This window comes from Acrocarpospora macrocephala, assembly GCF_009687865.1.
GTDB classification, from domain to species: domain Bacteria; phylum Actinomycetota; class Actinomycetes; order Streptosporangiales; family Streptosporangiaceae; genus Acrocarpospora; species Acrocarpospora macrocephala.
Genome location: NZ_BLAE01000096.1, coordinates 1 through 23912, shown reverse-complemented (window position 1 = coordinate 23912; position 23912 = coordinate 1). Strand labels below are relative to the sequence as shown.

Here is a 23912-nt window from a genome sequence, read left to right as displayed (position 1 = left end):
GGTCGTGCTCGGACTCGCGGACGCCGGAGCAGATCGAGAACGCGGCCGAGATAGGTATCGAGCACAACCTGGGGCTCAGCTGCGACCCGGTGGGCGGCCTCGTTCAGATCCCCTGCATCGAACGCAACGCAGTCGCGTCTGTCAAGGCGGTCACGGCGGCCCGCATGTCGCTGCGCGGAGACGGAGCGCACCGCGTGAGCCTCGACACGGCGACCGCCACGGTGCGATCGACCGGCGCTGACATGAGCCACAAGTACAAGGAGACCTCCCTCGGCGGTCTCGCCGTCAACGTGATCGAGTGCTGATCGCCGCCGTCGACGTGCGCAGGGCGCGGCGCTTGAGCCAGATGTGGAGCTCCAGGCGCACGAGTCCGTCTTCGAAGCTCACTCCGAGAAGCTCTTCGAGTCGCCCCAACCGATAGTAGACCGTCGAACGGTGCACGAAGAGCGCGCTCGATGTGCGACCGACGTCGCCAGCCTCATCCCCCATGGCGTAAGCGGAATCCAGGTCCGGCACATATGGGCACAACCACCGGACCGACCGTAAGCCATGTTGATGCCCTCGCCGAGACCATCAACATTGGTCCATCACTTGATCGAGGCTGCAACCAGGTCGGCTGGGTCGCCTCTCAGGCATCCCTCGCCGCGTCCGGCCGGACTACTTGCGGAGTCAGTGCAGCACCGGTCTGTGAAAGCGTCGAAGTGGAACACTCGAAACAGATCCTCCAACCGCCGCGTCGAATCGGACACAGGTGATCCCGATAAATCAGCAGCTCACACGGATCGCAGCAAAGGTCAGGGCCGCGGCTGCCGTGCCTGGCAACTTGGCGATCTTCGGCGCGAGCAAGCACAAGTTCGTGCTGAACCCGCCTCTGGCAGCCGGCACCGTCATCGAGTTCGAGCACACCCACGAGATTCGGCTTCCTGAGGCGTACCGGGTGTTCATCACCTCGCTCGCGGACGGCGGGGTCGGCCCCAGTTACGGTCTGCTGCCGCTGGCAGACGCCTACGCTGAGCTCAGCGGCATCTTCCACGGCCACCTCGCGGTGCCCAGCCCGTTCGAGCCAGGAATGACCTACGGGAACGAGTGGTGGGATGAGTTCTTCGATGAGGAAGACAACCGGGACCCGTGCCAGGGTGCTATCGCGGTCGTTCACCATGGGTGCACGTCCTACACGCTGCTCATCGTCTCCGGCCCGGCCCGCGGCCGACTGGTCAGCATCGACCTCAACGGCGTCCCTGCCCCGTACGTACTGGAGGACAACGACTTTCTCTGTTGGTACGAGCGGTGGCTCGACGAACTGGCAGCCGGCTACGACGTATCCCGTGTCTTCGAAAAGATCCCCGGTGGCGAGGACGAACTGCTGGCGATCGCGGCGACCGATCCCAGCCCCGAGCGGCGTGCCCGGAGCACGTGGTCACTCTGCGCGCTGCCCGCACTGACACCTGCGGGCCTTCGGGCTCTGGCCGATGTCATCACCGATCCCATCGCTTCGGTTCGCAGTGCGGCGCTACGAGCCGCCCGCCACTTCAGAGCCTCTGAGGCGGAAGACCAAGCCCGCACCGCGCTCCAAGACACCGATCCCGCTGTCCGGTCGGAGGCCATGAGCACCCTGCAAGCTCTGCAGATATCCGATCTGGCAACGATCGCCCGAACCATGCTGAGCGATCCCGATCACGATGTCACTTTCCGTGCCATCTGGGCCCTGCGCGACAGCGGAAAGTTGGCCGTCGAGGACCTGGCCCCGCTGACATCAGCCGCAGATCCGCGCGTTCGTGCCACCGCCACGCACTACCTGCAAGACGCAGTCGGCGACGGAATCGACACCCTGCTCACCACCGCACTCGGCGACAGCCAGGCGCAGGTTCGCTGGACCGCGGTCCAGGTCGTCGTACGCCGAAATCTCCGTCACCTCCAGCCGCACCTCACGGCCCTGCTGAAGATCGAAACCGATCGCACCGTCCTGATCAACCTTCAACGAGCACTACCGCAACTCACGGAAGGCCGCCTCTGAACGAACGCGAACTGGCCTTCCTCAGCACACTCCACCGGGGCCAGGGCATCACCGGAACGGTCATCGAGATCGCCAGCTTCGGCGTGACCTTCGTGGCCCTCGCCGTAGTGCACACCGGCGATGTAGTTGGTCGCCGCCGGCTGGGCGGGACAGATCAGATCGACGTCGGTCCGGCTGATGTGGGCGATCAGGGCAGAGATCGGGGCTGTGGGCACCGATCTCCCCGGCTGCACCGGGGTCAATCCGAACATGTCCGGGCCGCCGTGGATCCGGAAGCTGGCCGCCGGAGCGAACACCACCGGCAACGGCTGGCCGTAGCTGCCTGGCTCGGCCACCAGCCATTCCAGGTCCTCCTCGGCCGCGCCGTGCCAGGTCACGGTGGCCACGGTCGTCAGGCCTTGAGTTCGGCCTTCGAGGAATTCCGCGCGGCGCGCAGCGGTGGTGTAGGTGCGTTCGGTGAGCCCGGGCGGGGTCCGGACGCCGAGTTTGGGCCCGTAGAAGGCCACGACGTGGCCGTAGCTGGTGGCCGCCGACACCCATGCAGGATCCAGGGTGAGCGCGCCGGAGGCCCAGATCACTCCGTTGCCGTCGCGCAGCACCACCCGGTGCCCTGTTCGGCCACCACTGTCCTGCCCTTGAGGTCGGCCAGGGTCTTCATGTCGGCGATGCTGGCGACGGGTGGCACGGCTCGCGCCGACGGCGAGCAGGATGACGGCGGCGACCAGGACGCTGAGGCGACGGAACATCAGGCGGCTCCCTCTCGAGCTCTGGTGTTGTCGATGTTCGGGGTTCGGCGAGTCAGCACGCTCGTATCACAGCAGGCGGTCGGAAGTCGCGGAATGGCGATTTGCCGATTGTCCGTTTGGGGATACTAATCCCCAATTAGTACAGAATGCGTACTGGGATCAGGTGGCCTAGCTTGGTTCGATCTGGCTAGATTTCTCATCTAGGTCGCGTGCACCGGACATGAGTGGTGACGATGGCTCATGTTGCCGGTTCTTGGAGTCTGCTGTTGTGAGCTCGCCCCTCGCGCACGAAGACGTCACCGCACGAAAAGATCAGGGACTTCTGCTTAACGAATGGGGATGTGGATGGGGCGATTATCCTTGTCCTCGGTAAAGATCGCGGTGATATTTTTAATCCTGGTGGTGACGACCGCGCTCACGACCTTTCTGCTGTATCTCAGAGAAGATGGCGGCACCATCGCCACCGTCCTTGCCATCCCATTGGGAATCGCCGCCATTGTCGCACCCATCGTTAGTCAATGGGCGACGCAAGCATCCGAGGGCAACAGTGGTCAGCACCCGACTGTGCGAGCGGTGATCCTGATCGTAGGTATTCCGTTGATCGTCCTACTGTTGCTGACCGTAACTTGGTTACTTGCCGCGCGGCATTCAGATCTGCCCGTCCACTTTGGCTCACCGACCCGACTGGATGAAGAGAAGGTCATCATGCTAGAACCGCGAGTCGATGAGGATCGATGGCCCGCCGGGGACCTTTCCTTTACGCCGAAGTTGGCGACAACGCAAACGCTGGGCGATTGCCTTCTCCCGGCAGAGCTCTTAATCACGCCGATGGTGGACGGCCACCAGCTCCCTCAGCAGACCGTCCAACACGATCAGGAAATTTCGATTCCCATTCCTGAGGATTCCCGTAAGGTCGGGCTTGGCGTCCGGTTGAAGGTGCCCGGCAATCAAGGCTGTGTCCTGGATCTGACCCTTGCTCGTGGAACCTTGGTTCGCTAGCGCCCGAACACAAGAAAGAGAAGGTGGCTGATGGCATCCCGATCTTGGAACGGCAGAAGACACGCCGTCGTTCCGCTTGCCATGCTGCTTGGTCTGGTTCCCGCCTGCGCCCCTGGAAGCAGTGAGCCGCCTCCAGAGAAGTATCTTTCAGGAACTGTCCAGATCGGGGTCAACACGGACATTCCCGGCTGGAGCTTGTACTCCAATGGTGTATGGGATGGATTCGATATCAAGCTGGGAAACTGGTTGGGGACGGAGATCGGCTTCCGGCCGCAGTACACCCCGCTAACCGACGACGAGCGTATGATCAAACTCAAGGAGACAACAGAGGCCGAGCAGTCCAACGGCAACGGACCTGGGATCAAGTTGGTCATGGCCAACTTCTCCATTACCGATGAGAGGCGACAGGACGTTGACTTCGCCGGCCCTTATTTCATTGACTCTCAGGGCGTATTAGTCGGCGCAGGCAGCGATATCACCAAGGTTGAGGACATCAGGAACAAGATCATCTGCACGTCTCGTGGGTCGACAACAGAAACACGTCTCTTTGACATGGACATACAGCCGGCACCCGAAAATACCTTACAAAAGTGCGTGGAGCGCCTGCTGGACGGAGAAGTCGACGCCGTATCGACTGATCGGGTAATTCTCGAAAGCTTTGCCGCGAGGCATCCGGGCCGCCTCCGTCTGGTCCCGGGAATTCGGGTCGGTAGCGAGAGGTATGGAATCGGGTTTCCAGACAACAGGCCGAGGCTCTGCACGTTCCTCACGAGCAGCATAACAAAGTTCATCAACGAAGAATGGGACCAGAAGCTGAAAGACGCGTTGCCCGGAGTCCCGCCTGAGGATCGAAAGCCAAACTCTGACGCCCTTGATCCGTGCGAGCCATCGGATCAAGAGCAGGCCGCAGCGCCTGCCAACGGGCTTAACGATCGTCGCATTACTGTGCCGACTTCTATCGCCCGCCGCACCCGTGCAGCCGCGCGGGAGGGACAACGACAATCTAACCGGCGGCGGCAACGATGAACCGGACGACTTGACGTCCGCCTCGGTCAACCGGCCTTCTGGAGCGCGAGGCAAAACCACCGAGGTGGTATTCGCCCGCCACCTCGGTTCCTGGTTCCCCCGCAGGTAGTCCAAGATGCCCTGGTCGACACCCTTGTCGTCAAGCTACTCCTTCCCAATCTGACAGGAGGGCGCATCCAACATTCTGCATGATCGTGGCTGCGGGCGAAGCCGCGTAGCGGTGGCAGGTCACTGTCGGCGGTGGCGGCGATCCATTCTGGCAGGCGGTGACCTTCACGGTTGGTCATCATCAGGGCGAAGTCGCGGATGGCGATGGAGAGGGTGGCCAGGTGCGGGCAGCGCGCCAGGACGTGTTTGAGCTGGAGTTTCTCCTCGCCGGTCAGGGCGTCGGGGTGGCGGGTGAGCCATCCGGTGACCTGGCGGGTGCTGGGGCCGGAGCTGACTTTCGGCGCGGGTCCGGGTTGGGAGCGCAGGGGTTCCAGCCAGCGGCGGACGGTGCGGTCGGATCCTTGGTAGCCCATCGCGCGGATCTCGGTGAACAGACGGCTGCTGTCGGTGCAGCCTTGGTTCCATCGGTGATGCAGATAGCTCTGGTAGGGGTAGAGCGGGCCGTGCTGGTTGCCGGAGGGTGGCAGCAGTTCCTCGGCGGTGGCCGCCCGGGCGTAGCGCAGCACGGTCTTGTGGTCCAGGCCCAGGAGCTTGACGATCCTGGTGGTGCCCACACCCTTGTCGTAGAGCTCATGGACGGCGGCATGCCACCGACGGGTGTTCTCCACCCGCCTGCCGCCGGGCTGCGCCACGGGTGCCTCACCTGCGGCAGGCTCTGCCGGCGGTTCGGCGATCAGGCTCGGGTCGGGATCGCTCAGGCAGCGGCGATGAGCGATCACGCACCTGTCGACGCTTTCAGCCAGGTTTCTCCACAGATGAAACCGGTCGGCGACCTGGATCGCCTCGGGCGCGGCTGTGCGGATGGCCTCCAACGGTGCAGTCGGGTATTGGAACTGTCCGAATCCTCAGGTTCTTGGTCTCTGGCTGAGGTCGGCGGCGTAGGTGGACCAGTCGCCAGCGGCGATCTTCTGCCACTGGATGGCGCCTTTGATGTTGATGCCGAGGGTCTTGGCGAGGATCGCTGCGGGGAGTTCGGCGGCGAGTGCGAACAGGGCGGTGTTCCGGTCCTGGCGGGGGTTCAACCCGAGCTCGTGGAGGCGGCGGGCGAGAGCGCCTTCGGTCAGAGGGCGTTCTGACCAGCGTCCGGGGAACAGCCAGGCGGATTCTGGGTTGAGGACTCCGCCACCGCGCGGTTTCCGGATGGCGACGAGCTCGTTGACGAGGTCGTCCAACGGAGTGGGCAGGGCGATGGGCCGACTGCCCAGGTAGAGGAAGGTGTGGCCGTCCCGTTGGTGGACGTGGTTGATCGTCAGGGCGGTGATGTCGGTGAGCTTTTGCGCGTAGAGAATGATCAGCAGCCCGGCGGCCCGGTCGGCGGTTGGGCAGGTCTCGTCGTGGAGGAGGCGGCGCGCGTCGTCCCATCTGCGGTCCTGGTCAAGCGGTCCGGATGGGGCATGCCAGCGGGTGCTTGGTGCGGTGAGGCGGAATGCGTGCCGGTGGACGACGGCCCACCGCACGAAGTTCGCCGACCGGTCCCGGTGGCTCTGGGTGTGATCGGTGAGCCAGAGGTCGAGGTGGGCTTGGGTGCAGGTCGCCAAGGTCAGCTCGCGTGCTTCGAGCCAGTCCAGGACGGCCGCGGCGGCGGTGACGTGCTGGCGGACGTTCCTGGCCTGCTGGTGGGAAACGGGCTGGCTGTTGAGGCGTCCGCGGAGTCGGCGGAGGTGGTGCCAGACGGCGTATCCGTGCAGGATCCGGTGGTGCTCAGGGACGGTGCGTGCCGCGATGGTCTGGTCGATCCACCCCTGGAGGGCGGTCAGACGCTCGTCTCGGTCTGGGAGTGCTCCTGCGGTGACCAGCATCGACCGCAGGAGCTTCAGGGTGAGGCCGGCCGGCATGGTGTCGATTAGTTCGTGGGAGAGCCGTCGGTGCCCGCTCGCGAGTTCGCGTAGCGTCGTGCTGACTCCGGGCCTGGTCAGCCAGGTGTCCACGCTGTCGGGCCGGTCAGCCTGGACCAGGGCCTCGCGGAGCTGATCGAGTTCGCGCGGCGTGGCGCCAGCGGGCGAGGTGAACAGCTCGGTCAGCTTGCGGTCCAGAGAGCAGCGCGCGCATTCGGCGGTCGAGAGCTGCCAGGTCGTCTGGCAGACCGCGCAACGTTTCCAGAACGTCGGATCGGGGTTGAGGCAGCGGGCGCAGAGCGGCTCGTCGAGGGTGCCGCCCTTGAGCATGGCGCCGGTGCCGCAGTTCGAGCACACGATCCAGCGCTTCCGGCACCGCTCGCAGACGGGCTTGCCGATCGCGCGGGAGATACCGACCCGGCTGCTGGTCGAACCGCAGAAGCTGCAGGGAAGATCGTGGCCGGGTCGACAGCTCTGGCAGACCGGCCCGGCCTCGGTGACCGCAGCGATGCGCCGGTTGTTTCCGCAGCTGACGCATGGTTTCCAGCTTCGTGGGTCTTGGTGCCAGCAGTTCTGGCAGAGAGGCTGCCCGTTGTCGTTGCGGCGCGCGGTCGGCCTGATCTTGCCGCAGCGGCCGCAGGCCACTGCCCGGGCTTTGGGCCCGCATCCGTGGCAGAGGCGTACTCCCTCGATGGGCGGACCGAGCTGCTTGCCTCTGCCGCAGCGCGGGCAGGACGGCACGACCACGGCCCTGGCGCCGGCCTCGGCGAGAGCGTCGATGAGACGCAGGACGCTGGGCGTCTCGGCGCGAGCGCCTTGGCCCGTGAGCAGATCGGGCTGGCTCACGATGGCCTGGGCCAGACGGCGGTGTCCGTCGGGTCGGGCCGCGGCCCGGTTCACCGCCGCGAGGAGGGCCTCCCGCGCAAGAGCGGGCTCGAGCCCGGCCAGCAGGTCGAGTAGAGCATCGACCGGATCGTCCGGAGCCGGAGGTTCAGGGCGGCCGGTCACGGTGTGGTCCCGGTGATCCGGGCGCGCTTAGGACGCAGGTCACCGATGCTGTCGGTGGTCGTGATTCCGCCGGCAGCGGCCTTCTTGGGACGTGTGCTGGGTATGGCGGCCGCGATGGGTTCGATGAGGTCGTCCATCGTGCAGTCCAGGGTGTCCAGCAGCGCCATGAGGATCTTCAGGCTAAGCCGTTCGGGCCGCTCCACCACCAGCCGATAGACCTGGCTGGTCGACAATGTGATCCCGCGTTCGGCCAGCGGCGCGAGGAGGTCGGTGGTGGAGAACATGCCGCGGTCGGCCATCACCTTGCGTAGATGCCAGCGGTAGTCGAGCTTGCCGTTCATTCCCGGTCGCCTCCTCGCCCTCCGGCGAACGCCGGTGCCAATGCCCTGGTCAGGGCCGTGTTCATGAAGTCGTCGCTGACGTGGGTGTAGATCGCGGTAGAGCTGTCGCATTCGTGGCCGACCTGCTGCTGGATGAACCGCCGGTCCACCCCGTCCTCGGTGAGGTGCGTGACGTAGGCGTGCCGTTCGGAGTGCGGAGTCAGCTCTTTCGGCAGGCCCAGCGCGTCTCGGTAGGCGACGAACCGGGCGTTGATCTCCGAGGGCTTCACCCGCCCGCCGCGTTCGGTGAGCCAGAGCGCCGGATGGTCGGGGTAACCGAACCGGGGCCGGACGTTCTCGACGTAGTCAGCGACCGCCTCCACCGCCCAGTCCATCACCGACAACACGTTCCTGCGCCGCGGCGGCTGCCCCCTCTTCGCCTTGCCGTAGCGAACGTTGAGGATGCCATACCGGCCGAAATGGGGCGCTTTGGGGTTGCGTCCCCAGTCGACCAGGTCCAGCTTGGACGTCTCGGTCCGGCGCAGTCCCCACCCGTAAATGGTCTTGAAGATGGTCGCGTCTCGGTAGGCGGCCAAGGTGCCCTTGCGCCCGGAACGCACCGCCCGCTCGACCTGATCATCGGCGTAGTCCAGGAACCGCTGGAGCTCCGCGCGCGTGAACGGCCTGGCCTCCGGACTGCCCTCGTAGTCGTTGAGGTGCACTCGGGTGTTCCACTCATGGCAGATCGCCACCGGGAAGGTGCCGAACTCCTCTTCGCAAGCCGATACCCAGCCGTAACGGGCATCGATGAGGAACTCGGTGAACAACCGGACGTCGCCCTGATACGCCCGGATCGTCGACGGAGCCAGATGCCGTTCGCTCGTCAAATACGCCGACCACTCATCCATATGCGCAGGCGACCATTGCCAGGGGAACTCGTCGGTGTACTCATGGAAGCGACGGATCAGCTTCTCCCGGTCCTCGACCGTCTCATCCCGAAGCCCCCGCGACTTCTGCTGAGCACGCCAACCCCGCAGCATCGCATCGAACATCGCCTCCTCAGGCCGCAGCAGCGTCACCCCGGAGACCAACTCCAGCCCCGCTGACCCCGCTAAGGCCGCCCTGCCTCGATGCACCACTCCGGACCATCCCTTCCGAAGGGAAGATCTTGCATCAGACGGGATCTCTCTGGCAAACTACCTGATCAGACGCTCGAGCCACAGCCGCAGCAGGCGCGAGAATGAACCACTTACGACCTGGCGACCTGCGGCTCCTCGCCCGTCTGATGCAATTCCCGAGGGTTGGCGTAGGCGCTGGCCCGATCCCGGCAGACGATCTCAACGCCGGGGTGCTCGCGCAGCCACGCGGCGAACGCCGACGCGGATCACGTTGAGGTACGCCTGGGCGCTGCTCACGTGATGGGATGCGGACCCGCCCTACTTGGTGAACACACCGATGGTTGCCAGAGTCTCCTCGTATGGCGCAATCGTTTTCCGGAGGAGCACGGTTCGGCGGGGTGGGCATAAGGTCGGGCGACGAAGCTGACCCCCACCGAGAATGTCAGAGCCTTCTGGCAGACTCCTCCCAACGACTCACCGAACACGGCCCGACCAGCACACTTCCACACTCATCCGGAACATCCAGACACGCGATTGCAAGAGGGGCAGTATGAAATCGTCCGTCCCCTCAGTGCGTGACCGGATCGTGCAGGCCGCGTTGAAGATCGTGTTCGAACCGGTCTTCGAGGCGGATTTCGCTGACTGTTCGTTCGGGTTCCACCCGAAGCGGTCAGCCCACGATGCCCTGCAAGTGCTCATCGATGGGCGATCGAGGAACGTGTCTGCGATCAGTCTGTGCTCGAGCTGCTGCGCGTGATGTTGCGCGCGGGAGTGATGGAGGACGGGCAGGTCCGTCGGCCGGTCACCGGAACTCCGCAGGGTGGGGGTGCGCGCTCGCCTTCCGCAACACCTGGCGACCGCCACCCAGGCCCACCTCGACCTGTACGCCACCTGACGGGTCCGGTCAGTTCCGATCGGGGGAGAGGCTGAGCCTCCGCAGCTCCTCCTCGGTCCGCACGGTGGCGGGATGCTGCTCGCCCAGCACCCACTTCCGCGCCTCCAGGACCGCCTTGTACTCCCGCCGGGCCTTCCAGGTCTGACCCTGCCGCGACCAAAGCCAGGCGATCCAGGTCCGTACATGCAACGTGTGCGGGTGGTCGGCCGTGAGGATGTGCTCGCAAGCGATGCGGAGCGTCTCGACCAGGGTCACGGCTGCTTCGAGCGCCTGCCCCCGCCCCGGGCCGGGACCGAGATTCAGAGTATCCAGACGTTCCGCGCCGAGCAGCGCGGCCCGAGGGCTGAACAGGTCCCTGAACGTCATCTGCGCGGCTCCGCGATCGGGCAGCCCTGTGGCGTTCACCAGCAGGTCGTGGAGGTCCTTCGAGAGCTGACGGAAGAGCTGCTCCGCGTCCTCGTACCGTTCCTGGAGGAGGACCATCCGGGCGACCTCGTAGCCGGTGGTCAGCGTGTGTGGGTCCTGGCTGCCGAGAACATGCGTCCGCCTGACCATGACGTCGCGGAACAGCGTTTCCGCCTCGGCGTAGCGCCCCATCTCACCGATCACCCACGCGACGCCGTGCGAAGCGCTGATCGTCTTGGGCTCCTCCGGTCCGAGCGCGGTGGCGCGGGCCGCGGCGACCTCCCGGAACAGCCGCTCCGCCTCTGCGTAGTCGCCTCGGATCCCCAGGATCCGGGCGAGTTCGTAACGGGTGATCAGCGTGTCCGGGTGCGCGGCGCCGAGCACCGCCTCCCGATTCGCCAGCACCTCTCGGAACAGCGCTTCGGCCTCCTCATACCGGCCCCGGACGCCGATCAGGCCCGCCATCTCGTGCTGGATGGTCAGCGTCTGCGCCTGGTCGGCCCCGCGCGCTCCCGACTGGACCGCCAGCACCTCACGAAGCCGCTCCTCGGCCAGGGCGTAGGAGCCGCGCGCGCCCAGGTAGTGGACCGTCATCAGGCCGACCTCGGCCGCCTCGTGGGCGGCGTGTGCCTCGTTGCCGACCGCGACGGCCTCCAGCCACTCCAGGCAGTGAGGCCCCAGCATCCCCCAGAGCGGCCAGCTGGCGGGGTCCTCAGGCGTGGCGACCTCCGGATTCCGCGCCGCGACGCTGAGCAGCCAGCGCCCCAGCGCGAGAAATCCCCGCTCGTCCCTGCCGATGCCGACCCCGGCATTGGCCCTGCTCGCGTCCCGGACGAGAACATGCAGTTTCACGGTCCGTACGGTATCCGCCGCGTCCTCGTCGACTGGGTCGGGCAGGACGTCGATCAGTCCGAAGTCCTCCAGGCAGGCCAGGACTTCGGCCATGTGCTCATCTTGAAGTCCTGGAAAGATGTCGGTTCCACGGAGCAGCTCCGGCCGGATCAGCAGCTGGTAGGGAATGGGCGCGTCGGCGAAGCAGGCCAGCAGCCGCAGAATCGGCCTCGCCTCGGGAACCTCGCGCTGGTCGAGCAGGCTGAGCGACAGCTCCCAGGTCTGCCTGATCAGCTGCCGCGCCTCCTTCGGTGACAGCTCCTTCCGCTCAGGCTGTCCCAGATCGAGCTTGCCGGTGTCCACTGCGGTGACGTACGCGGCGAAACTCGTGATCGCCCCCGGCTTGGCGTAGGCAGCCCGGAACCGTTTCGTGCTTTCCGCCAGATACGCCCCGGCCAGCTTCAACGCCAGCGGCAACCCGCCGAGTCGGTCGGCCAGGATCGCGGCCTCGCTCCGCTTTCCCGCCCGGCCCTTCGTGTAGTCCATGAGCACCTGCGCGGCGTGCCGGGTGGGTAGCACGGGCACCCGGTGCCGCAGGCACCAGTCCTCGGGCCACTCCTCGCCCTGGTCCCTGGTCGTGACCACGACGAGCCCCTTGCTGTTCGCGTGCACGGGCCGCAACCATCCCCTGCCGTGGCGGAGCCGGTCCTCAATGGTGAGCACGTTGAGGTCGTCGGCGCCGTCGATGATGAGCAACCACTGCTGGCGGTGGGCGTGGAGTCGCTTCCACAGCTCGTCGGCCCGGCGACCCTGCTGCAGTTCGACCGGGCCCATGCCCAGCTCCTGCGCCAGGGCGCGGATACCGCTCTGCCACTGGTCCTCGTCGGCCGCGGAGAGCCACCAGACGTCAACGGTCTCCGACACCCGCCTGGCCAGCTCTGCCACGATCGTGGTCTTGCCGCACCCGCCCAGGCCGTACAGGATGCGGACGCGGGAATCGGGCGAGGACCAGGCGCCCGTCAGACGTGCCAGGAGTTCGTCCCGGCCGCGCAGTCTGGTCTCGGCGTACTGCGGGACGGCGATCGAGATCGGGGTCTCCGGTGCCGGGTCGGGGTGGTGGATGTTGATCACCCCATGCCCCTGGTTGATCACCGTCGCGTCGCCCGAGGCCTCGCTGTCCAGCGCGATGTCGGCCCGCGCCTGCCCCGGGGTGAGCCCGGCCATCAACCGCACCAGCCAGCGGAACATCGCCCCAATCCTCATCCGGGCCACTTCTTCTCGACCGTGATGTTCTGAACGCCTGTTCCTTGGATGATCTGGGAGGCGTTGTCACGGGCGATGGCGGTGATGGTCACCGAGCCGTGGCCACTCTGCCGGGCCGCGGCGAGCCACGCGCGCAGTTCGGCGGCCGCCTCCGGATCTCGCTCCAGCACCGTGCGCAGCCGCCGCGCCCACTGATCGGCCTCTTCGGCTTTAGTGTCGGCGAGTTCCGCGTCCTCAAGCCGTTCGAGATTGGCCCGGGTCCGCTCCAGCGCGGCCTCGGCCTCGGTGGTGGCGGCAGGGTCGTTTCGGCCCACCAGTTTGGCGAGCCTGTTCTTGAGCGCGGCCCACGCGTCGGTCGCCGCGCTTTCGACGAGAACTGTGGCGGCCGCAGCCGCCAAGGCGGTCAGTGTTTCCGCCAGCATGTCGCCCTCCCCATGACGCTTCTCGCCATCCTGTTAGACCGACCAAACCAGGCCACGGTTCACACGTCCAGAGCGAATAGACCGCATGGGTAAATCACGTTCCGAAGCTCGTCGCGCGCCGGACCCTATAGCTCTATCGTCGAACATATGCCGGAGGTGGTGGTCTTCGATCTGGATGGCACGCTCATCCGCAGCGACAGCATGCTGGGTTTCGTGACCGGCCGAATGTTACGCAGGCCATTCCTGGGTGTGATCGTCAGCCCGATCGCGGCACTGCTGTTCTGGCGGCTGCGGACACGGCCTGTCGGTCTGAGCATCTGGGTCTGGGCAGCCACCGTCTTCACCACTGAGCAGCAGCGCGCGAGACATGCCGCGAGGTTCGCTTCGCGGCATCTGCGCGGGCGCGGCAGACCGATCGAGGCGGCACTTACCGAACTACGCGAACATTGCCGGGCAGGACGCCAGGTGGTCGTCGCGACCGGCTGCGAGGAACACATCGCTCAGGCTCTGTGCCGAGCGCTCGGTCTTGACGAGGTAGCGGTGGTCGGCACCATTCTGCGGGCAGCGTACGGAGGGCTCGTCGTCCGGACCTATTGCAACCGGGGCACGAAGATGGAGCTTCTCCGGGAACGCGGTTTCGAACCGCCCTATCAGGCCGCGTACACGGACGCCGCCGCAGATCTGCCGCTACTGCGAACGGCCGAGCAACGTATCATGGTCCACCCATCCCGGGAAAACCTGAAAAGGGTCCGAAAAGAGTTCCCCGAAATCAGAGTTCTTGTCTCGTAAAAAAGCTTTGCGAACGGGGACATGACCCACTAATTGCGCGGCTCTGCCTCATTCAGCATCCACCCGCGTCACGGTCGGCCAACCACCTATCTGATCATTTTGTTGGCCAGCAGTCGCCTGTACGGCTCCACGCGCGTGGGGCAAGCGGTCAGCCACGCGGGCGCGGCACTTTCAGTTGCCGATCCCTGACCAGATATCCAGACCCCACACAAGGAAGGCCAATAAGACCATCGCAATCCCCGAGTGGGCCGCGGTGAGACGGCGCTGACGAGCGACAGTTGCGACATGGGGAACCGGCCCTCCATACGATCGATCTCCCTGCGAAAGTACACCACCGTGTGGCGGCTACACGCTCCCACCCACCGCGGCCGACGCCCTCACCCTGTGCTCCCGACCAAACCCACCCCCACACCGTCCACGAACACCCGCACCGCGACACCCTGACCCGGCTTACAAACAATCCGCGGATCCTAAGCTCCCTACCCCGCGCCTTCCGCGCGGAGCGTCACGGTGACGGTCTGCCGGCGCTGCTGCTGCGGCACCCCCAAGATCCCCGCCTGGACCACGACGTTCAGATCACCGATCTCCGCCACAAGCCCGCAGGAGTCGCCTCCGCACACCGCTCCGACTGCCTTGATGCAAGAACGACGATGAGCAATGGGAGTGCCTTCCCGACCGACGTCGACGCGCCGATCATGCTTGAGACGAGTCGTGATCATCGGGAAGGTACACCCTCCCCGACAGATCCACAGTCTCAAGCATTGCCCCGAGCCCTGCCCTCCCTTACCGTTCGAAAGGCGGCTGATCGCCACGGCGGCGTAGAAGAGCTCAGAGCAGCCAGTCCAGGGCAGAATGCGGACTCCGCACCGCCTGCCAGAGCAAGGACCTACGATTCGCCGACAGCACCAACGCGCCACGACGGTTAGGGAGGGATTGCCCGGATGGGATGGTCTGAATGGCGGAATATTCATTTTGGCCCCGGTACCTTCCGCGCGGTGGCTCCTCCCGCCGCCGCGGGCGAAGGCAACGTGTTGAGAGTCATCGCCCAAGCCGACAACGGTCCATACAGCGGTGACCTGTACCAGTCTGAATACCTCGGTAACGACTACTGGACTCCGCACTTCAACATGGGACAGCCGCACGCCGTGAACATCTACGGCTCGCCAACGCTGGTCTCGTGGAACGAAGACCGTCGCGATCTGTTTGTGGTAGCCGGAGCCGCGCTTCTGCACCGGTGGAGCGACGGGCCGTCCGGTTGGTCGGGTTGGGAAAATCTTGGTGGCGGGCCCGGCGGCCCGGTCCTCGGCAGTTCCCCGGTTGTCTGTTCGCGCGGCCCCGGCCTGCTCGACGTTTTCGCTATTTCAGGAACCGACTTCTCGGTCTTGCACAAGCGGTTTCAAAACGGCTGGTCGGGCTGGGAGAGCTTGGGCGGGCACTTCAGCAAGTTGTGCAAGCCGGCGGCCATCTCGTGGGGCGGTGGGCATTTGGACGTCTTCGCCGTGGGCGACGACTACGGCATCCACCACAAGTGGACTGGAGGCGGCGGCTGGTCGGGGTGGGAGAGCCTGGGAGGCGTCACCGAATACGGTCTGTCGGCTACCTCGTGGGGGTCAGGCCGCATAGACCTTTTCCACCGCGGGCAGAACCGTGCGGTTTACCACGCGTGGTTCGACGGCGGGTGGAGCGGATGGGAAAACCTGGGCGGTGTCACCGACTACGGCATCGCCTCGGGAAGTCGGGGCCCCGGACGTCTCGATGTGCTGCACGTCGGCACCGATCGGGCCATCTACCATTCGGAGTTCTGAGCCTGGATTCACCGCGTGATTTTCTTGATCGTTTTCTGTTCCAATTCCTCCGCGAGGATCCTTTCGCCGGATGAAGCGCTGTTTCCGGGCATGTGAGGGCCGCTGCGTGCGGGTCGCAGCTTGTCCGCATGTCCACAAGGTTCGGAGGCGGGGGTTCGTGCGGTGATGGCCGGGTGACCGCGGTGGTCGTGGTGGCGGTGGTGACCGAGATTCCGGCGGGTCAGGCCATGAGGAGGGGCGGCGGGTCGCAGACGGCGTCGAAGAGGTTCATCCACGCCCTCCACCTGCCGCAGGTGGAGGGTGAGGTGACCGCGTCCGTGCCGGGCCAGGCGGGCGGGGACGGCGATCAGGTTGCGGCGCAGCGTGGCGCCACGAGCCTTGGCATGGCGGGGACCGGCCAGGCAGCCTGCGGCGCGCAGCAGATTGAAGGCGATCGCCGCGCAGGTCACCCAGGCGGAGTTCGCGGCGAAGTCCCCTGAGGGGAAGGTGCGCGAGCAGACCGCCGACCAGGTCGGCGAAGACCTGCTCGACGATAGCGTGGTCACGGTGCTGTTGTTCGGCCTGGACCAGGTGGAACGGGCTATCGGTGAACACCGCGTGACGCCGGTGGACGCTGAACAGCTCCTCCTGCCTGCCACCGGCTTTGGGGTTGTAAGGGGAGATTGATGCTTCGAACATCGGAACGAAAAGTCCCGTCAAGAGACCCCTCCCGGAACGGTTGGATCTTCGGGCTGAACCGCCCGCCGGAATCGCCTTACTTTCCGGGCTCATGCCAGTCGAGTTCTAACTGATACCGAGACGGCCGCTTACGGCCAGTTCTCCGGAGCCGCACCGAGCCGGGGGTGGCCATCCGCTCGCCGTCGCGGCCGGGCCGCAGAACGCCGGAGGTGGCGTCGCGCACACCGCCGCCGACTACGCCCTCAGCGACTCCGCCCGGGCCCTGATCGCCGAAGGGGTACCGGCCAACACCCAACGCGCCTACACCCGGCAGTGGGCCGCCTTCACCGCCTGGTGCGCCGCCCAGGACCGGCTGCCGCTGCCCGCCACCAGCCACACACTGGCCGAATACACCGCCGCGCTATGCGCCGCCGACCAGGCCCCGGCCAGCATCGAGCAGGCCATCGCGGCCATCCGCACCATGCACCGGCTGTCCGGGCATGCCGGCCAGCCCGGCACCGAGGCCGCCCGGCTGGCCCTGCGCGCCCACAAGAGACGGCGCGCCACCGCCGGGAACGGCCGCCGCCAGGCCCCACCGCTGACCATCCCAGACCTGCGCGCCATGATCGACGCCTGCGACCTGACCAGCGTGACCGGGCTGCGCGACCGGCTGATGCTGGTGCTCGGACTGGCCCTGATGGGCCGCCGCAGCGAGCTGGTCGCCCTGCACCGCGCCGACGTCCGCGAGGTTCCCGACGGGCTGGAGGTGCGGATCGGCACCTCCAAGACCGACAAGAACTCGGCCGGGCAGACCGTGGCCATCCCGCGCGGCAGCCACCCGCTGACCGACCCGGTCGCCGCCTGGCGGGACTAGCTACAGGCCCTGGACCAGGCCGAACAGCACGAAGATGACGGCGCCACGGGCGCGGGGCCGGGGGATAGGCAGACGGATCGGCCGGGCGGCGGGCGGCTGCTGCGGCGAATCGACCGGCACGGCACCATCGGTGCGTCGCTGACCGGCGAGTCGGTGAACGTCATCGTCGGCGATCTGGCCGTTCGGGCCGGCGTTCCCAACGCCGAGGCGGTCACCGCGCACAGCCTGCGCGCCGGGGGAGCGACCGTCGCCTACGCCGCCGGGGTCCCGGTCTCGGTCATCGCCGCGCACGGCCGATGGGCACCGAACTCCCCGGTGGTACTGGGCTACATCCGCGCGGTGGACCGCTGGCGGGACAACGCCATGCGCAACGTCGGCCTCTGACCAGGGAAAACAGGAACCCGACCCGACGCGGAGAGCCGGGCTCCGCCCCGGCTTCGTGGTGACATCTGTTCGGCGTTCGGTGACAGAAACTCGGCGCTCAACAACAGGCGAGCTGGCCGCGCTGGCCCGCGCCGTCTTCAAGAATCCCGAATCCTGCATAACGAGGATTATGTGGGATCGCTCCGAAGGGCTCAGATGGAACAGATCGCTTTTTTTGATTTTCTGTTTCTAGAAAATCAGCTAGGGTGATCTTGTGGCGACGACGTGTAAGCACTGTGGGACGGCGATCGAGCAGCGGAATGGGCGGGGGAGGCCGAAGGAGTACTGCCCGGAGGGGGACTGTCAGGCGGCGGCCAAGCGGGAGCGGGAGATGCGGCGGGCCACGCCGGGGCTGGATGGGGCGCTGGCGCGGGCGGAGGAGTTGTATGACCGGATGGAGCGCGGGCTGGCGGCGGCGATCGCGCCGTTGGCGCAGGTGCTGGCCGATGAGCTGAGTCCGGCGGGGGTGGAGGCGAAGCTGAGCGCGGTGCAGGCGGAGGCGCACACCAGGGTCGCGGTCGCCAGGAGTGAACGGGAACAGGCCTTCGAGCAGGTACGGCTCTCGCGCGAGGCCACCGAGGAAGCCCGCAGGGAGACGGCGGAGGCGCGCAGGCTGGCCGAGGAGGCGAACGCGGAGCGGGACAGCGCGTTCGCGGATGCGGAGAACGCGCGGGAGCAGGCGCTGGCGGCGCTGCGGGAGGCGGCGGCGACCGAGCGGGTGGCGCGGCAGGCCGCGGAGGAGGCGGGGCGGCGCGCGAGCCGGGCCGAGGCGGACCGCGATCAGGTTCTGGCCGAGGCGGGGGAGCGGGTCGAGCGGGCGGCGGCCGAGGCGCGGGACGCGGAGGCGAAAGCCGTACGGGAGGGGGAGCGGGCGGAACGGGCGGCGGCGAAGGCGGCGCGGGCGGTGGAGGACGCGGCGCGGGCGCGGGCGGAGCTTGTCGTCGCCGAGCAGGATGTGGTGCGGGCGCTGGCGCGGGCGGAGGCGGCCGAAGGGGAGCGTGATCGTGCCGTGGTACGGGCGGAGGCGGCCGAGGTGGCGCGGGCGCGGGCGGTGGGGGAGGCGGCGGAGGCCGTACAGGCGAGGAAGCAGGCGGAGCGGGACGGGCGGGAGCGTGTGAAGGCGGCCGGTGACCAGGTGCGGGCGGCGGAGGCGGCGCTGGCACGGGAGGGGGAGCGGGCGGCTGGGGCGGTGGCCGAGCGGGACGCGGCACGGGCCGAGCTGGCCGTCGAGCGGGCGCGTACGGCTGATCTTCGTATCGCGCTGGAGGAGGCCCGCGCAGAAGCCGCGCTTCTGCGCGAGCGTGCTGTCACCGCTGAACTGGGGGTCACGGCAAAACCTGAGAGTTCCTCAGGCTGAGCCCGGCGCCGAACTTGACCGCGGATGCGGTCCTGGCTGGCATCGGCGCGGGTCCTTACTTGCTGTGCACGATTTGGAGCAGGTTGCCGCAGGTGTCGTCCAGGACCGCTGTGGTGACCGGGCCCATCTCCAGTGGCTCCTGGGTGAAGCGGACCCCGAGTTCGCGCAGCCGGTTGAACTCCGCGGTTACGTCCTCCACGGCGAAGGAGGCGGCCGGGATGCCGTCCTCGACCAGAGCCTCCTTGTACGGCTTCACGGCGGGATGGCCGTCGGGCTCCAGCAGCAGTTCGGTCCCGTCGAGGTCGTCCGGTGAGACCACGGTCAGCCAGCGGTCCTTGCCCAGCGGGATCTCGTGTTTCTTCACGAAGCCGAGTACGTCGGTATAGAAGCGCAGGGCCTTGTCCTGGTCATCGACGAAGACGCTGGAAATGTGGATCCTCATGAGGTGCCTCCGGTGTCGCGCTTGAGCCACCGCGTCACGATGTGCTCAAGGGGTTCGGTGTTCAGATCGTGGAACTTGTAGCGGCCCTGGCGCCGCGAACGGACCAGATCTGCGGATTCCAGTACCGCCAAATGCTGGCTGATCCCCTGGCGGGACAGCTCCAGGCCGTGCTTGGTCACCAGCCGTGCGCAGATCTCGAACAGGGTCTGGCCGTCCCGTTCCACCAGCTCATCGAGGATGCGCCGGCGGGTGGGGTCGGCCAGGGCCTTGAAGACATCCTCCTCCATAACCCTCACCATACGCAAGTCGTCACTTGCCTATCAAGTCGGGTTCACCGCGCCCGAAGGTCCAGCAAGCCCGCTGAACTCCGACGGCGCGCCGCCGCAAGATCTTCCGGTGACCGGCGGATATGTCGTACGCGATCACGCGGTGACGGCGTGCGGTGTGCCCGGTGTCAGCCAAGTGACGGCGCTGGTGAAGGCGGATGTGCGAAGTGGTCTGCACGCCCGCAGGTGGTGTGCAGACCACTCGTGGTGGAGTGCGGTTCAGCGGTGAGTGATCCACCAGAACAGCAGGCCGATGAGGCCGGTACCGGTGGCGTGGGCGGCGCCACAGGCAAAGGCGATACCGATGGTGCGGCGGAGACGTCGGAGGCCGGGAGAGCGGCGTCGTGGTGAGGACACGGCCTTGGGGGGCGCCGGGGTGTCGGTTTTGGTCATGCCCGCATCACATCCAACACGCCGACGATGTTGAAGGTATGCCGGATGGGTCCGGGTCTGCGAGGCTACGCTCCCGGTGAGCGGGGATCCGGGCCGGTCCGTCCCGGATCCGGATGACGGTCCTTTGCGCTGAGGAGGCGGGTGCATCGTGGCGGTGTTCCGGCCAGAGGGGTCGACCTCCCAGGTCCTGGCGGAGCTGGCGCGGCTATGGGACCAGGCCCGCGTCCACTTTCCCGGTCAGGTGACGCAAAAGGAACTCGCCAAGGTCTCGAAGGTGCCCCATTCGACGGTGAACGGGTGGGCGACGGGGGCCGCGGAGCCACGTGATCTGGATCAGCTGGTCCAGGTCGGCGCGACCCTGGCCGGGTGGGCGAATGAGCGTGCCCCGTCGGCGTGGGAATGGGATCGGCTGATGGCCGCCGACCGTGCCCGCCCGGCTCCTGCGGCGGCCCCGGCTGGTGCCGGCCAGTCCGGGCAGGCCGCAACGGCGGAACGGGTCCGCGTCGGATGGATCCCGCAGCCGGTCGATTGCTTCCAGAACCGGCAGGTCGCCGAGCGCGTGCGGGCGGCGGCCGATGCGGGCGGGACCGTCATGCTGACCCAGGTGCTGGCGGGAATGGGCGGGGTCGGCAAGACCCTGCTGGCCGCCGACTTCGCCCGCCGCGCCTGGCAGCAGGGGGTACAGGTGCTGGTGTGGGTGAACGCCGCCACTCCCGATGGCATCGTCTCCACCTACGCGACCGCCGCAGCGCGCCTGGGCCTGCCGCTGACCGACCGCGATGATCCCGAGCAGGCCGCGCGGGATTTCCTGGTCTGGGCGGAGACCACCGACCGGTCCTGGCTGGTGGTCTTGGACGATGTGCAGCGTCCCAAGGATCTGAGCGGGTGGTGGCCACCGGCGGCCACGTCGGCAGCGGGCGGGCGGGTGCTGGTCACCACTCGGCTGCGGGAAGCGGCCCTGGCCGGGGCGGACCGGCGCACGGTCGGCATCGGCACCTTCACCGAAGCTGAGGCCCGGTCCTACCTGAAGGCCAAGCTCGGCGATCAGGTCCCGGGCGCCGACCTGGACGGACTCGCCGCCGATCTGGGGTTGCTGCCGCTGGCGCTGGCCCAGGCGGCCGCGTACATCATCAATGCCGACCTCTCCTGCGCCGTCTATCGGGAGCGGCTGGCCACCCGGCTGCTGGCTCACTCCGTGCCTGGCGAGGATTACCTGCCTGATGGCCATCAGCGGATCGTCACAGCCACCTGGGAGCTGTCCATCGACCACGCCGACCAGGCCGCGCCGGCCGGGCTCGCCCGCCCGGTGCTGTGCCTGGTCAGCGTCTTGGACCCGGCGGGCATCCCGCAAGCGGTGCTGACCAGCCCGCCCGCCCTGGAGTACCTGGCCAGCTACCTGCCCGACCCCGCGGCCGACTCCTTAACCGGGGAGGCGGGCGCGGTGGATGAGGTCATGGTGGACGAGGTGCTGCGGGTGCTGCACCGGCACAGCCTCTTGGACCACGACCGAACCGCTCGCCATCGCGAGATCCGCATCCATCAGCTCATCCAGCGCGCCACCCGGGAGAACCTCACCGCCCGGCCCGACCTCGGCCCGCACCTGTTCAACGAAGTCGCCCGCACTGCCGCCGACGCGCTGCTGCACCTGTGGCCGCCGGTCGAACACGACCAGCTCGGTCAGATCCTGCGCGCCAACACCACCGCCCTGCAGCATGCCGCCGGCATCGCTCTCTACAGCCTCGACACCGGCGTCCATTCCGTGCTGCTTCACGCCGCCGTCAGCCTCGGCGAGACCGGGCAGGTCACCGCCGCCATCGCCGCCTGCACCAACCTGCACACCACCTGCCAGCAGCATCTCGGCCCCGACCACCCCTACACCCTGGGCGCCCGCAACAATCTGGCGATATGGCGGGGTGAGTCGGGGGATGCGGCGGGTGCGGTCGCCGCATTCGAGAAGCTGCTGGCCGACCACGAGCGGGTGCTGGGCCCCGACCACGCCAATACCCTGACCGTTCGCAGCAATCTGGCGCGGTGGCGGGGTGAGGCGGGGGATGCGGCGGGTACGGTCGCCGCCTACAAGAAGCTACTGGCCGCCCGTTCGCGGGTGCTGGGCCCGGACCACCCCGACACCTTGACCACCCGCCACAATCTGGCATGGTGGCGGGGTAAGGCGGGGGACGTGTTAGGCGCGGCCGCCGCGTGCGAGGAACTACTGGCCGACCAGCTGCGGGTGCTGGGCCCCAACCACCCCCAAATCTTGGCCACCCGCCACATTCTGGCGCGGTGGCGGGGTGAGTTAGGCGACGCGGCCGGGACTGTCGCCGCCTACGAGAGCCAGCTGGCCGAACGTTCGCGGGTGCTGGGCCCGGACCATCCCGACACCCTGGCCACCCGCCACAATCTGGCGTACTGGCGGGGTAAGGCGGGGGATGTGTCAGGTGCGGCCGCCGCGTTCGAGGAGTTGCTGGTCGACCAGCAGCGGGTGCTGGGCTCCGACCACCCCCAAACCTTGGCTAGCCGCCACAATCTGGCGCTATGGCGGGGTCAGTTAGGCGACGCGGCCGGGGCGTTCGCGGCCTACGAGAGGCTGCTGGTCGACCAGCAGCGGGTGCTGGGTCCCGACCACCCCGACACCCTGGGTGCCCGTGTCAATCTGGCGATATGGCGGGGTGAGGTGGGGGATGCGGTGGGTGCGGTCGCCGCGTTCGAGGAGTTGCTGGTCGACCAGCAGCGGGTGCTGGGCTCCGACCACCCCCAAACCTTGGCCAGCCGCCACAATCTGGCGCTATGGCGGGACCGGGCGGCCGGTCAGAAATAGAGCGCCTCCTCGTTCTCAGAAACGCGGAGGCTAACCCTCCCTGGCAGGCCGACCCTGGCGCCAGAGCACCACGGCTGATGCTGCCTCCAGCCTTCCGATGGTCAGTCGCTACTGGCCGTTCCGATCATCCTCACGGGCCTTATCAGCTGGCGGGCTTGCCGAACCAGCGGGAGAGGCGGTCGTCCAGGTCCTGCTGATCGTCGCCGATCCAGGCGACGTAGCCGTCGGGGCGTAGCAGGACGCATGGGACATCCAGGTCCGCTGAGGGGTCCGCGAGGTAATCGACCCGGTCTGACCAGCCGCCGACGGTCAGGCGTTCGGTGCGGTCCAGCAGCAGGCCGCGGCCGCGATGCAGCAGACCGTAGAGGTGACGCCGAAATCGGTTCCGGCGATGGTGCGCAGCTGTTGTTGGAAATCCTCGAGGGTGGGCGGTTCCGCGCGGTCGCTGACTCCCGCGGCGGGGACCAAGACGCTGTAGACCCCTTCGCCGAAGGGCCGGAGCCAGAAGCGCTGATGGGTCTGGCGGATTTCGGTCACCTTGGCGGCGATCTCGTCCTGCGGCACGCCTGCTTCCATCTCGCCCATCAGCGTCTCGGTCCGTGCGGGCTCGCCGGGGAAGCCGACGCCGAGCAGTTTGCGCACCGTACTGCGCGCGCCGTCACAGCCGAGGAGGTAGCGCGAACGCAGCTGTTCCCCGTCGGCCAGCTCGACGGTCACGCCCTCGTCGTCCTGCTCGAAACCGGCGACCGCGCACCCGCGCCGGACCTGCGCACCCAGTTCGATCGCGTGGTCTTCGAGGAGATGTTCGATGACCGGCTGCGGGATGCCCAGCAGATAGGCGTACGCGGAATCCAGGCCCTCGGGCGCGGGTTTGGGGATGGCGGCGAAGATACCGCCGACCGGACGCCGTCTTCCGCGTTCGAGAATGCGATCCAGCAGTCCGCGCATCGCCATCAGCTCGAGACTGCGAATATGCAG

The 23912-nt window shown here is 67.3% G+C and carries 23 protein-coding genes and 2 pseudogenes; 10 read left to right on the top strand and 15 right to left on the bottom strand.

Features of this window, described 5'->3' with window-relative positions:
• Positions 1–20 precede the first annotated feature (20 nt).
• A pseudogene (locus tag Amac_RS49140) lies at positions 21–305 on the top strand (L-serine ammonia-lyase, iron-sulfur-dependent, subunit alpha); the annotation flags it as partial.
• Here the strand turns inward: Amac_RS49140 and Amac_RS57775 are convergent.
• On the bottom strand, positions 286–489 hold the full coding sequence (locus Amac_RS57775) for a helix-turn-helix domain-containing protein (protein ID WP_155361325.1): 204 nt from the start codon (positions 487–489) through the stop codon (positions 286–288). The pseudogene Amac_RS49140 and the gene Amac_RS57775 overlap by 20 nt on opposite strands.
• A gap of 334 nt (positions 490–823) precedes the next feature.
• Between Amac_RS57775 and Amac_RS49130 the strand changes: the two genes are divergently transcribed.
• Complete coding sequence (locus Amac_RS49130; RefSeq protein WP_155361313.1) at positions 824–2014, top strand: HEAT repeat domain-containing protein; 1191 nt, start codon at positions 824–826, stop codon at positions 2012–2014.
• Here the strand turns inward: Amac_RS49130 and Amac_RS49125 are convergent.
• Complete coding sequence (locus Amac_RS49125) at positions 1975–2760, bottom strand: hypothetical protein (RefSeq protein WP_155361312.1); 786 nt, start codon at positions 2758–2760, stop codon at positions 1975–1977. The two genes, Amac_RS49130 and Amac_RS49125, sit on opposite strands and share 40 nt — an antisense overlap.
• Positions 2761–3093: 333 nt before the next feature.
• Here Amac_RS49125 and Amac_RS49120 point away from each other — a divergent pair, with 333 nt between their 5' ends.
• Both Amac_RS49120 and Amac_RS49115 read left to right on the top strand, forming a co-directional pair.
• On the top strand, positions 3094–3759 hold the full coding sequence (locus Amac_RS49120; protein ID WP_155361311.1) for a hypothetical protein: 666 nt from the start codon (positions 3094–3096) through the stop codon (positions 3757–3759).
• 30 nt (positions 3760–3789) lie between these two features.
• Positions 3790–4785 carry a transporter substrate-binding domain-containing protein gene (locus tag Amac_RS49115; protein WP_155361310.1) on the top strand — a complete coding sequence of 332 codons (996 nt, stop codon included), beginning with the start codon at positions 3790–3792 and terminating at the stop codon, positions 4783–4785.
• A gap of 26 nt (positions 4786–4811) precedes the next feature.
• Here the strand turns inward: Amac_RS49115 and Amac_RS49110 are convergent, their stop codons facing one another.
• From Amac_RS49110 to Amac_RS49085, 6 genes are all read right to left on the bottom strand, one after another.
• Entirely contained in the window at positions 4812–5672 is an 861-nt protein-coding gene (locus Amac_RS49110) for a hypothetical protein (RefSeq protein WP_155361309.1), read from the bottom strand.
• Between the two features lie 126 nt (positions 5673–5798).
• Complete coding sequence (locus tag Amac_RS49105; protein ID WP_155361308.1) at positions 5799–7796, bottom strand: site-specific integrase; 1998 nt, start codon at positions 7794–7796, stop codon at positions 5799–5801.
• Positions 7793–8137: a helix-turn-helix domain-containing protein gene (locus tag Amac_RS49100; protein WP_155361307.1), complete on the bottom strand. Its 345-nt coding sequence runs from the start codon at positions 8135–8137 to the stop codon at positions 7793–7795. The genes Amac_RS49105 and Amac_RS49100 overlap by 4 nt, the downstream gene beginning before the upstream one ends.
• Complete coding sequence (locus tag Amac_RS49095) at positions 8134–9195, bottom strand: tyrosine-type recombinase/integrase (RefSeq protein ID WP_246269193.1); 1062 nt, start codon at positions 9193–9195, stop codon at positions 8134–8136. Before Amac_RS49095 ends, Amac_RS49100 begins: the two co-directional genes overlap by 4 nt.
• A 943-nt stretch (positions 9196–10138) precedes the next feature.
• A complete protein-coding gene (locus Amac_RS49090) occupies positions 10139–12613 on the bottom strand; it encodes a tetratricopeptide repeat protein (RefSeq protein ID WP_170323044.1) in 2475 nt (824 codons plus the stop codon).
• Between the two features lie 11 nt (positions 12614–12624).
• The gene (locus Amac_RS49085; RefSeq protein ID WP_155361304.1) at positions 12625–13050 is read right to left on the bottom strand and encodes a DUF4034 domain-containing protein; all 426 of its coding nucleotides are present in this window, start codon (positions 13048–13050) and stop codon (positions 12625–12627) included.
• 147 nt (positions 13051–13197) lie between these two features.
• Here Amac_RS49085 and Amac_RS49080 point away from each other — a divergent pair, with 147 nt between their 5' ends.
• The gene (locus Amac_RS49080; RefSeq protein ID WP_155361303.1) at positions 13198–13839 is read left to right on the top strand and encodes a haloacid dehalogenase-like hydrolase; all 642 of its coding nucleotides are present in this window, start codon (positions 13198–13200) and stop codon (positions 13837–13839) included.
• Between the two features lie 941 nt (positions 13840–14780).
• The gene (locus Amac_RS49075) at positions 14781–15644 is read left to right on the top strand and encodes a DUF8189 domain-containing protein (protein ID WP_155361302.1); all 864 of its coding nucleotides are present in this window, start codon (positions 14781–14783) and stop codon (positions 15642–15644) included.
• Between the two features lie 293 nt (positions 15645–15937).
• On the opposite strand, the pseudogene Amac_RS57000 reads toward Amac_RS49075, so the two are convergent.
• A pseudogene (locus tag Amac_RS57000) lies at positions 15938–16271 on the bottom strand (IS1380 family transposase); the annotation flags it as partial.
• Positions 16272–16622: 351 nt separating this feature from the next.
• Positions 16623–16784 (bottom strand): hypothetical protein, encoded by a 162-nt coding sequence (locus tag Amac_RS56995; RefSeq protein ID WP_246269192.1) that lies wholly within the window; start codon positions 16782–16784, stop codon positions 16623–16625.
• On the opposite strand from Amac_RS56995, the gene Amac_RS56990 reads away from it, so the two are divergent.
• From Amac_RS56990 to Amac_RS49055, 3 genes are all read left to right on the top strand, one after another.
• Entirely contained in the window at positions 16783–17175 is a 393-nt protein-coding gene (locus Amac_RS56990; RefSeq protein WP_246269191.1) for a site-specific integrase, read from the top strand. The genes Amac_RS56995 and Amac_RS56990 overlap by 2 nt on opposite strands.
• A gap of 153 nt (positions 17176–17328) precedes the next feature.
• A complete protein-coding gene (locus Amac_RS55680; RefSeq protein WP_218041737.1) occupies positions 17329–17559 on the top strand; it encodes a site-specific integrase in 231 nt (76 codons plus the stop codon).
• Positions 17560–17812: 253 nt separating this feature from the next.
• Complete coding sequence (locus Amac_RS49055) at positions 17813–18955, top strand: coiled-coil domain-containing protein (protein ID WP_155361299.1); 1143 nt, start codon at positions 17813–17815, stop codon at positions 18953–18955.
• 55 nt (positions 18956–19010) lie between these two features.
• On the opposite strand, the gene Amac_RS49050 is transcribed toward Amac_RS49055, so the two are convergent.
• The 3 genes from Amac_RS49050 to Amac_RS49040 all read right to left on the bottom strand — a co-directional run bounded on the left by Amac_RS49050 (position 19011) and on the right by Amac_RS49040 (position 20116).
• Complete coding sequence (locus Amac_RS49050) at positions 19011–19397, bottom strand: VOC family protein (RefSeq protein WP_155361298.1); 387 nt, start codon at positions 19395–19397, stop codon at positions 19011–19013.
• The gene (locus Amac_RS49045) at positions 19394–19684 is read right to left on the bottom strand and encodes an ArsR/SmtB family transcription factor (RefSeq protein WP_155361297.1); all 291 of its coding nucleotides are present in this window, start codon (positions 19682–19684) and stop codon (positions 19394–19396) included. Before Amac_RS49045 ends, Amac_RS49050 begins: the two co-directional genes overlap by 4 nt.
• Before the next feature lie 258 nt (positions 19685–19942).
• Positions 19943–20116: a hypothetical protein gene (locus tag Amac_RS49040; RefSeq protein ID WP_155361296.1), complete on the bottom strand. Its 174-nt coding sequence runs from the start codon at positions 20114–20116 to the stop codon at positions 19943–19945.
• Positions 20117–20264: 148 nt separating this feature from the next.
• Here Amac_RS49040 and Amac_RS49035 point away from each other — a divergent pair, with 148 nt between their 5' ends.
• Positions 20265–22934: a tetratricopeptide repeat protein gene (locus Amac_RS49035; protein WP_155361295.1), complete on the top strand. Its 2670-nt coding sequence runs from the start codon at positions 20265–20267 to the stop codon at positions 22932–22934.
• A 142-nt stretch (positions 22935–23076) separates the two neighbouring features.
• Here Amac_RS49035 and Amac_RS58445 read toward each other — a convergent pair whose 3' ends face one another.
• Entirely contained in the window at positions 23077–23265 is a 189-nt protein-coding gene (locus Amac_RS58445; RefSeq protein ID WP_344448799.1) for an aromatic-ring hydroxylase C-terminal domain-containing protein, read from the bottom strand.
• On the bottom strand, positions 23244–23912 hold a 669-nt coding region (locus tag Amac_RS49030; protein ID WP_444978813.1), incomplete at its 5' end, for an FAD-dependent monooxygenase. The genes Amac_RS49030 and Amac_RS58445, both read right to left, overlap by 22 nt.

Bases quoted from the DNA above. Each gene is read 5' to 3' on its own strand.
- Amac_RS49085 (WP_155361304.1), bottom strand. From the start codon at position 13,050: ATGCTGGCGGAAACACTGACCGCCTTGGCGGCTGCGGCCGCCACAGTT.
- Amac_RS49045 (WP_155361297.1), bottom strand. From the start codon at position 19,684: ATGGAGGAGGATGTCTTCAAGGCCCTGGCCGACCCCACCCGCCGGCGC.
- Amac_RS49100 (WP_155361307.1), bottom strand. From the start codon at position 8,137: ATGAACGGCAAGCTCGACTACCGCTGGCATCTACGCAAGGTGATGGCC.
- Amac_RS49090 (WP_170323044.1), bottom strand. From the start codon at position 12,613: ATGTTCCGCTGGCTGGTGCGGTTGATGGCCGGGCTCACCCCGGGGCAG.
- Amac_RS49050 (WP_155361298.1), bottom strand. From the start codon at position 19,397: ATGAGGATCCACATTTCCAGCGTCTTCGTCGATGACCAGGACAAGGCC.
- Amac_RS49115 (WP_155361310.1), top strand. From the start codon at position 3,790: ATGGCATCCCGATCTTGGAACGGCAGAAGACACGCCGTCGTTCCGCTT.
- Amac_RS56990 (WP_246269191.1), top strand. From the start codon at position 16,783: ATGCACCGGCTGTCCGGGCATGCCGGCCAGCCCGGCACCGAGGCCGCC.
- Amac_RS57775 (WP_155361325.1), bottom strand. From the start codon at position 489: ATGGGGGATGAGGCTGGCGACGTCGGTCGCACATCGAGCGCGCTCTTC.
- Amac_RS49120 (WP_155361311.1), top strand. From the start codon at position 3,094: ATGGGGATGTGGATGGGGCGATTATCCTTGTCCTCGGTAAAGATCGCG.
- Amac_RS49040 (WP_155361296.1), bottom strand. From the start codon at position 20,116: ATGACCAAAACCGACACCCCGGCGCCCCCCAAGGCCGTGTCCTCACCA.
- Amac_RS49080 (WP_155361303.1), top strand. From the start codon at position 13,198: ATGCCGGAGGTGGTGGTCTTCGATCTGGATGGCACGCTCATCCGCAGC.
- Amac_RS56995 (WP_246269192.1), bottom strand. From the start codon at position 16,784: ATGGTGCGGATGGCCGCGATGGCCTGCTCGATGCTGGCCGGGGCCTGG.
- Amac_RS49125 (WP_155361312.1), bottom strand. From the start codon at position 2,760: ATGTTCCGTCGCCTCAGCGTCCTGGTCGCCGCCGTCATCCTGCTCGCC.
- Amac_RS49075 (WP_155361302.1), top strand. From the start codon at position 14,781: ATGGGATGGTCTGAATGGCGGAATATTCATTTTGGCCCCGGTACCTTC.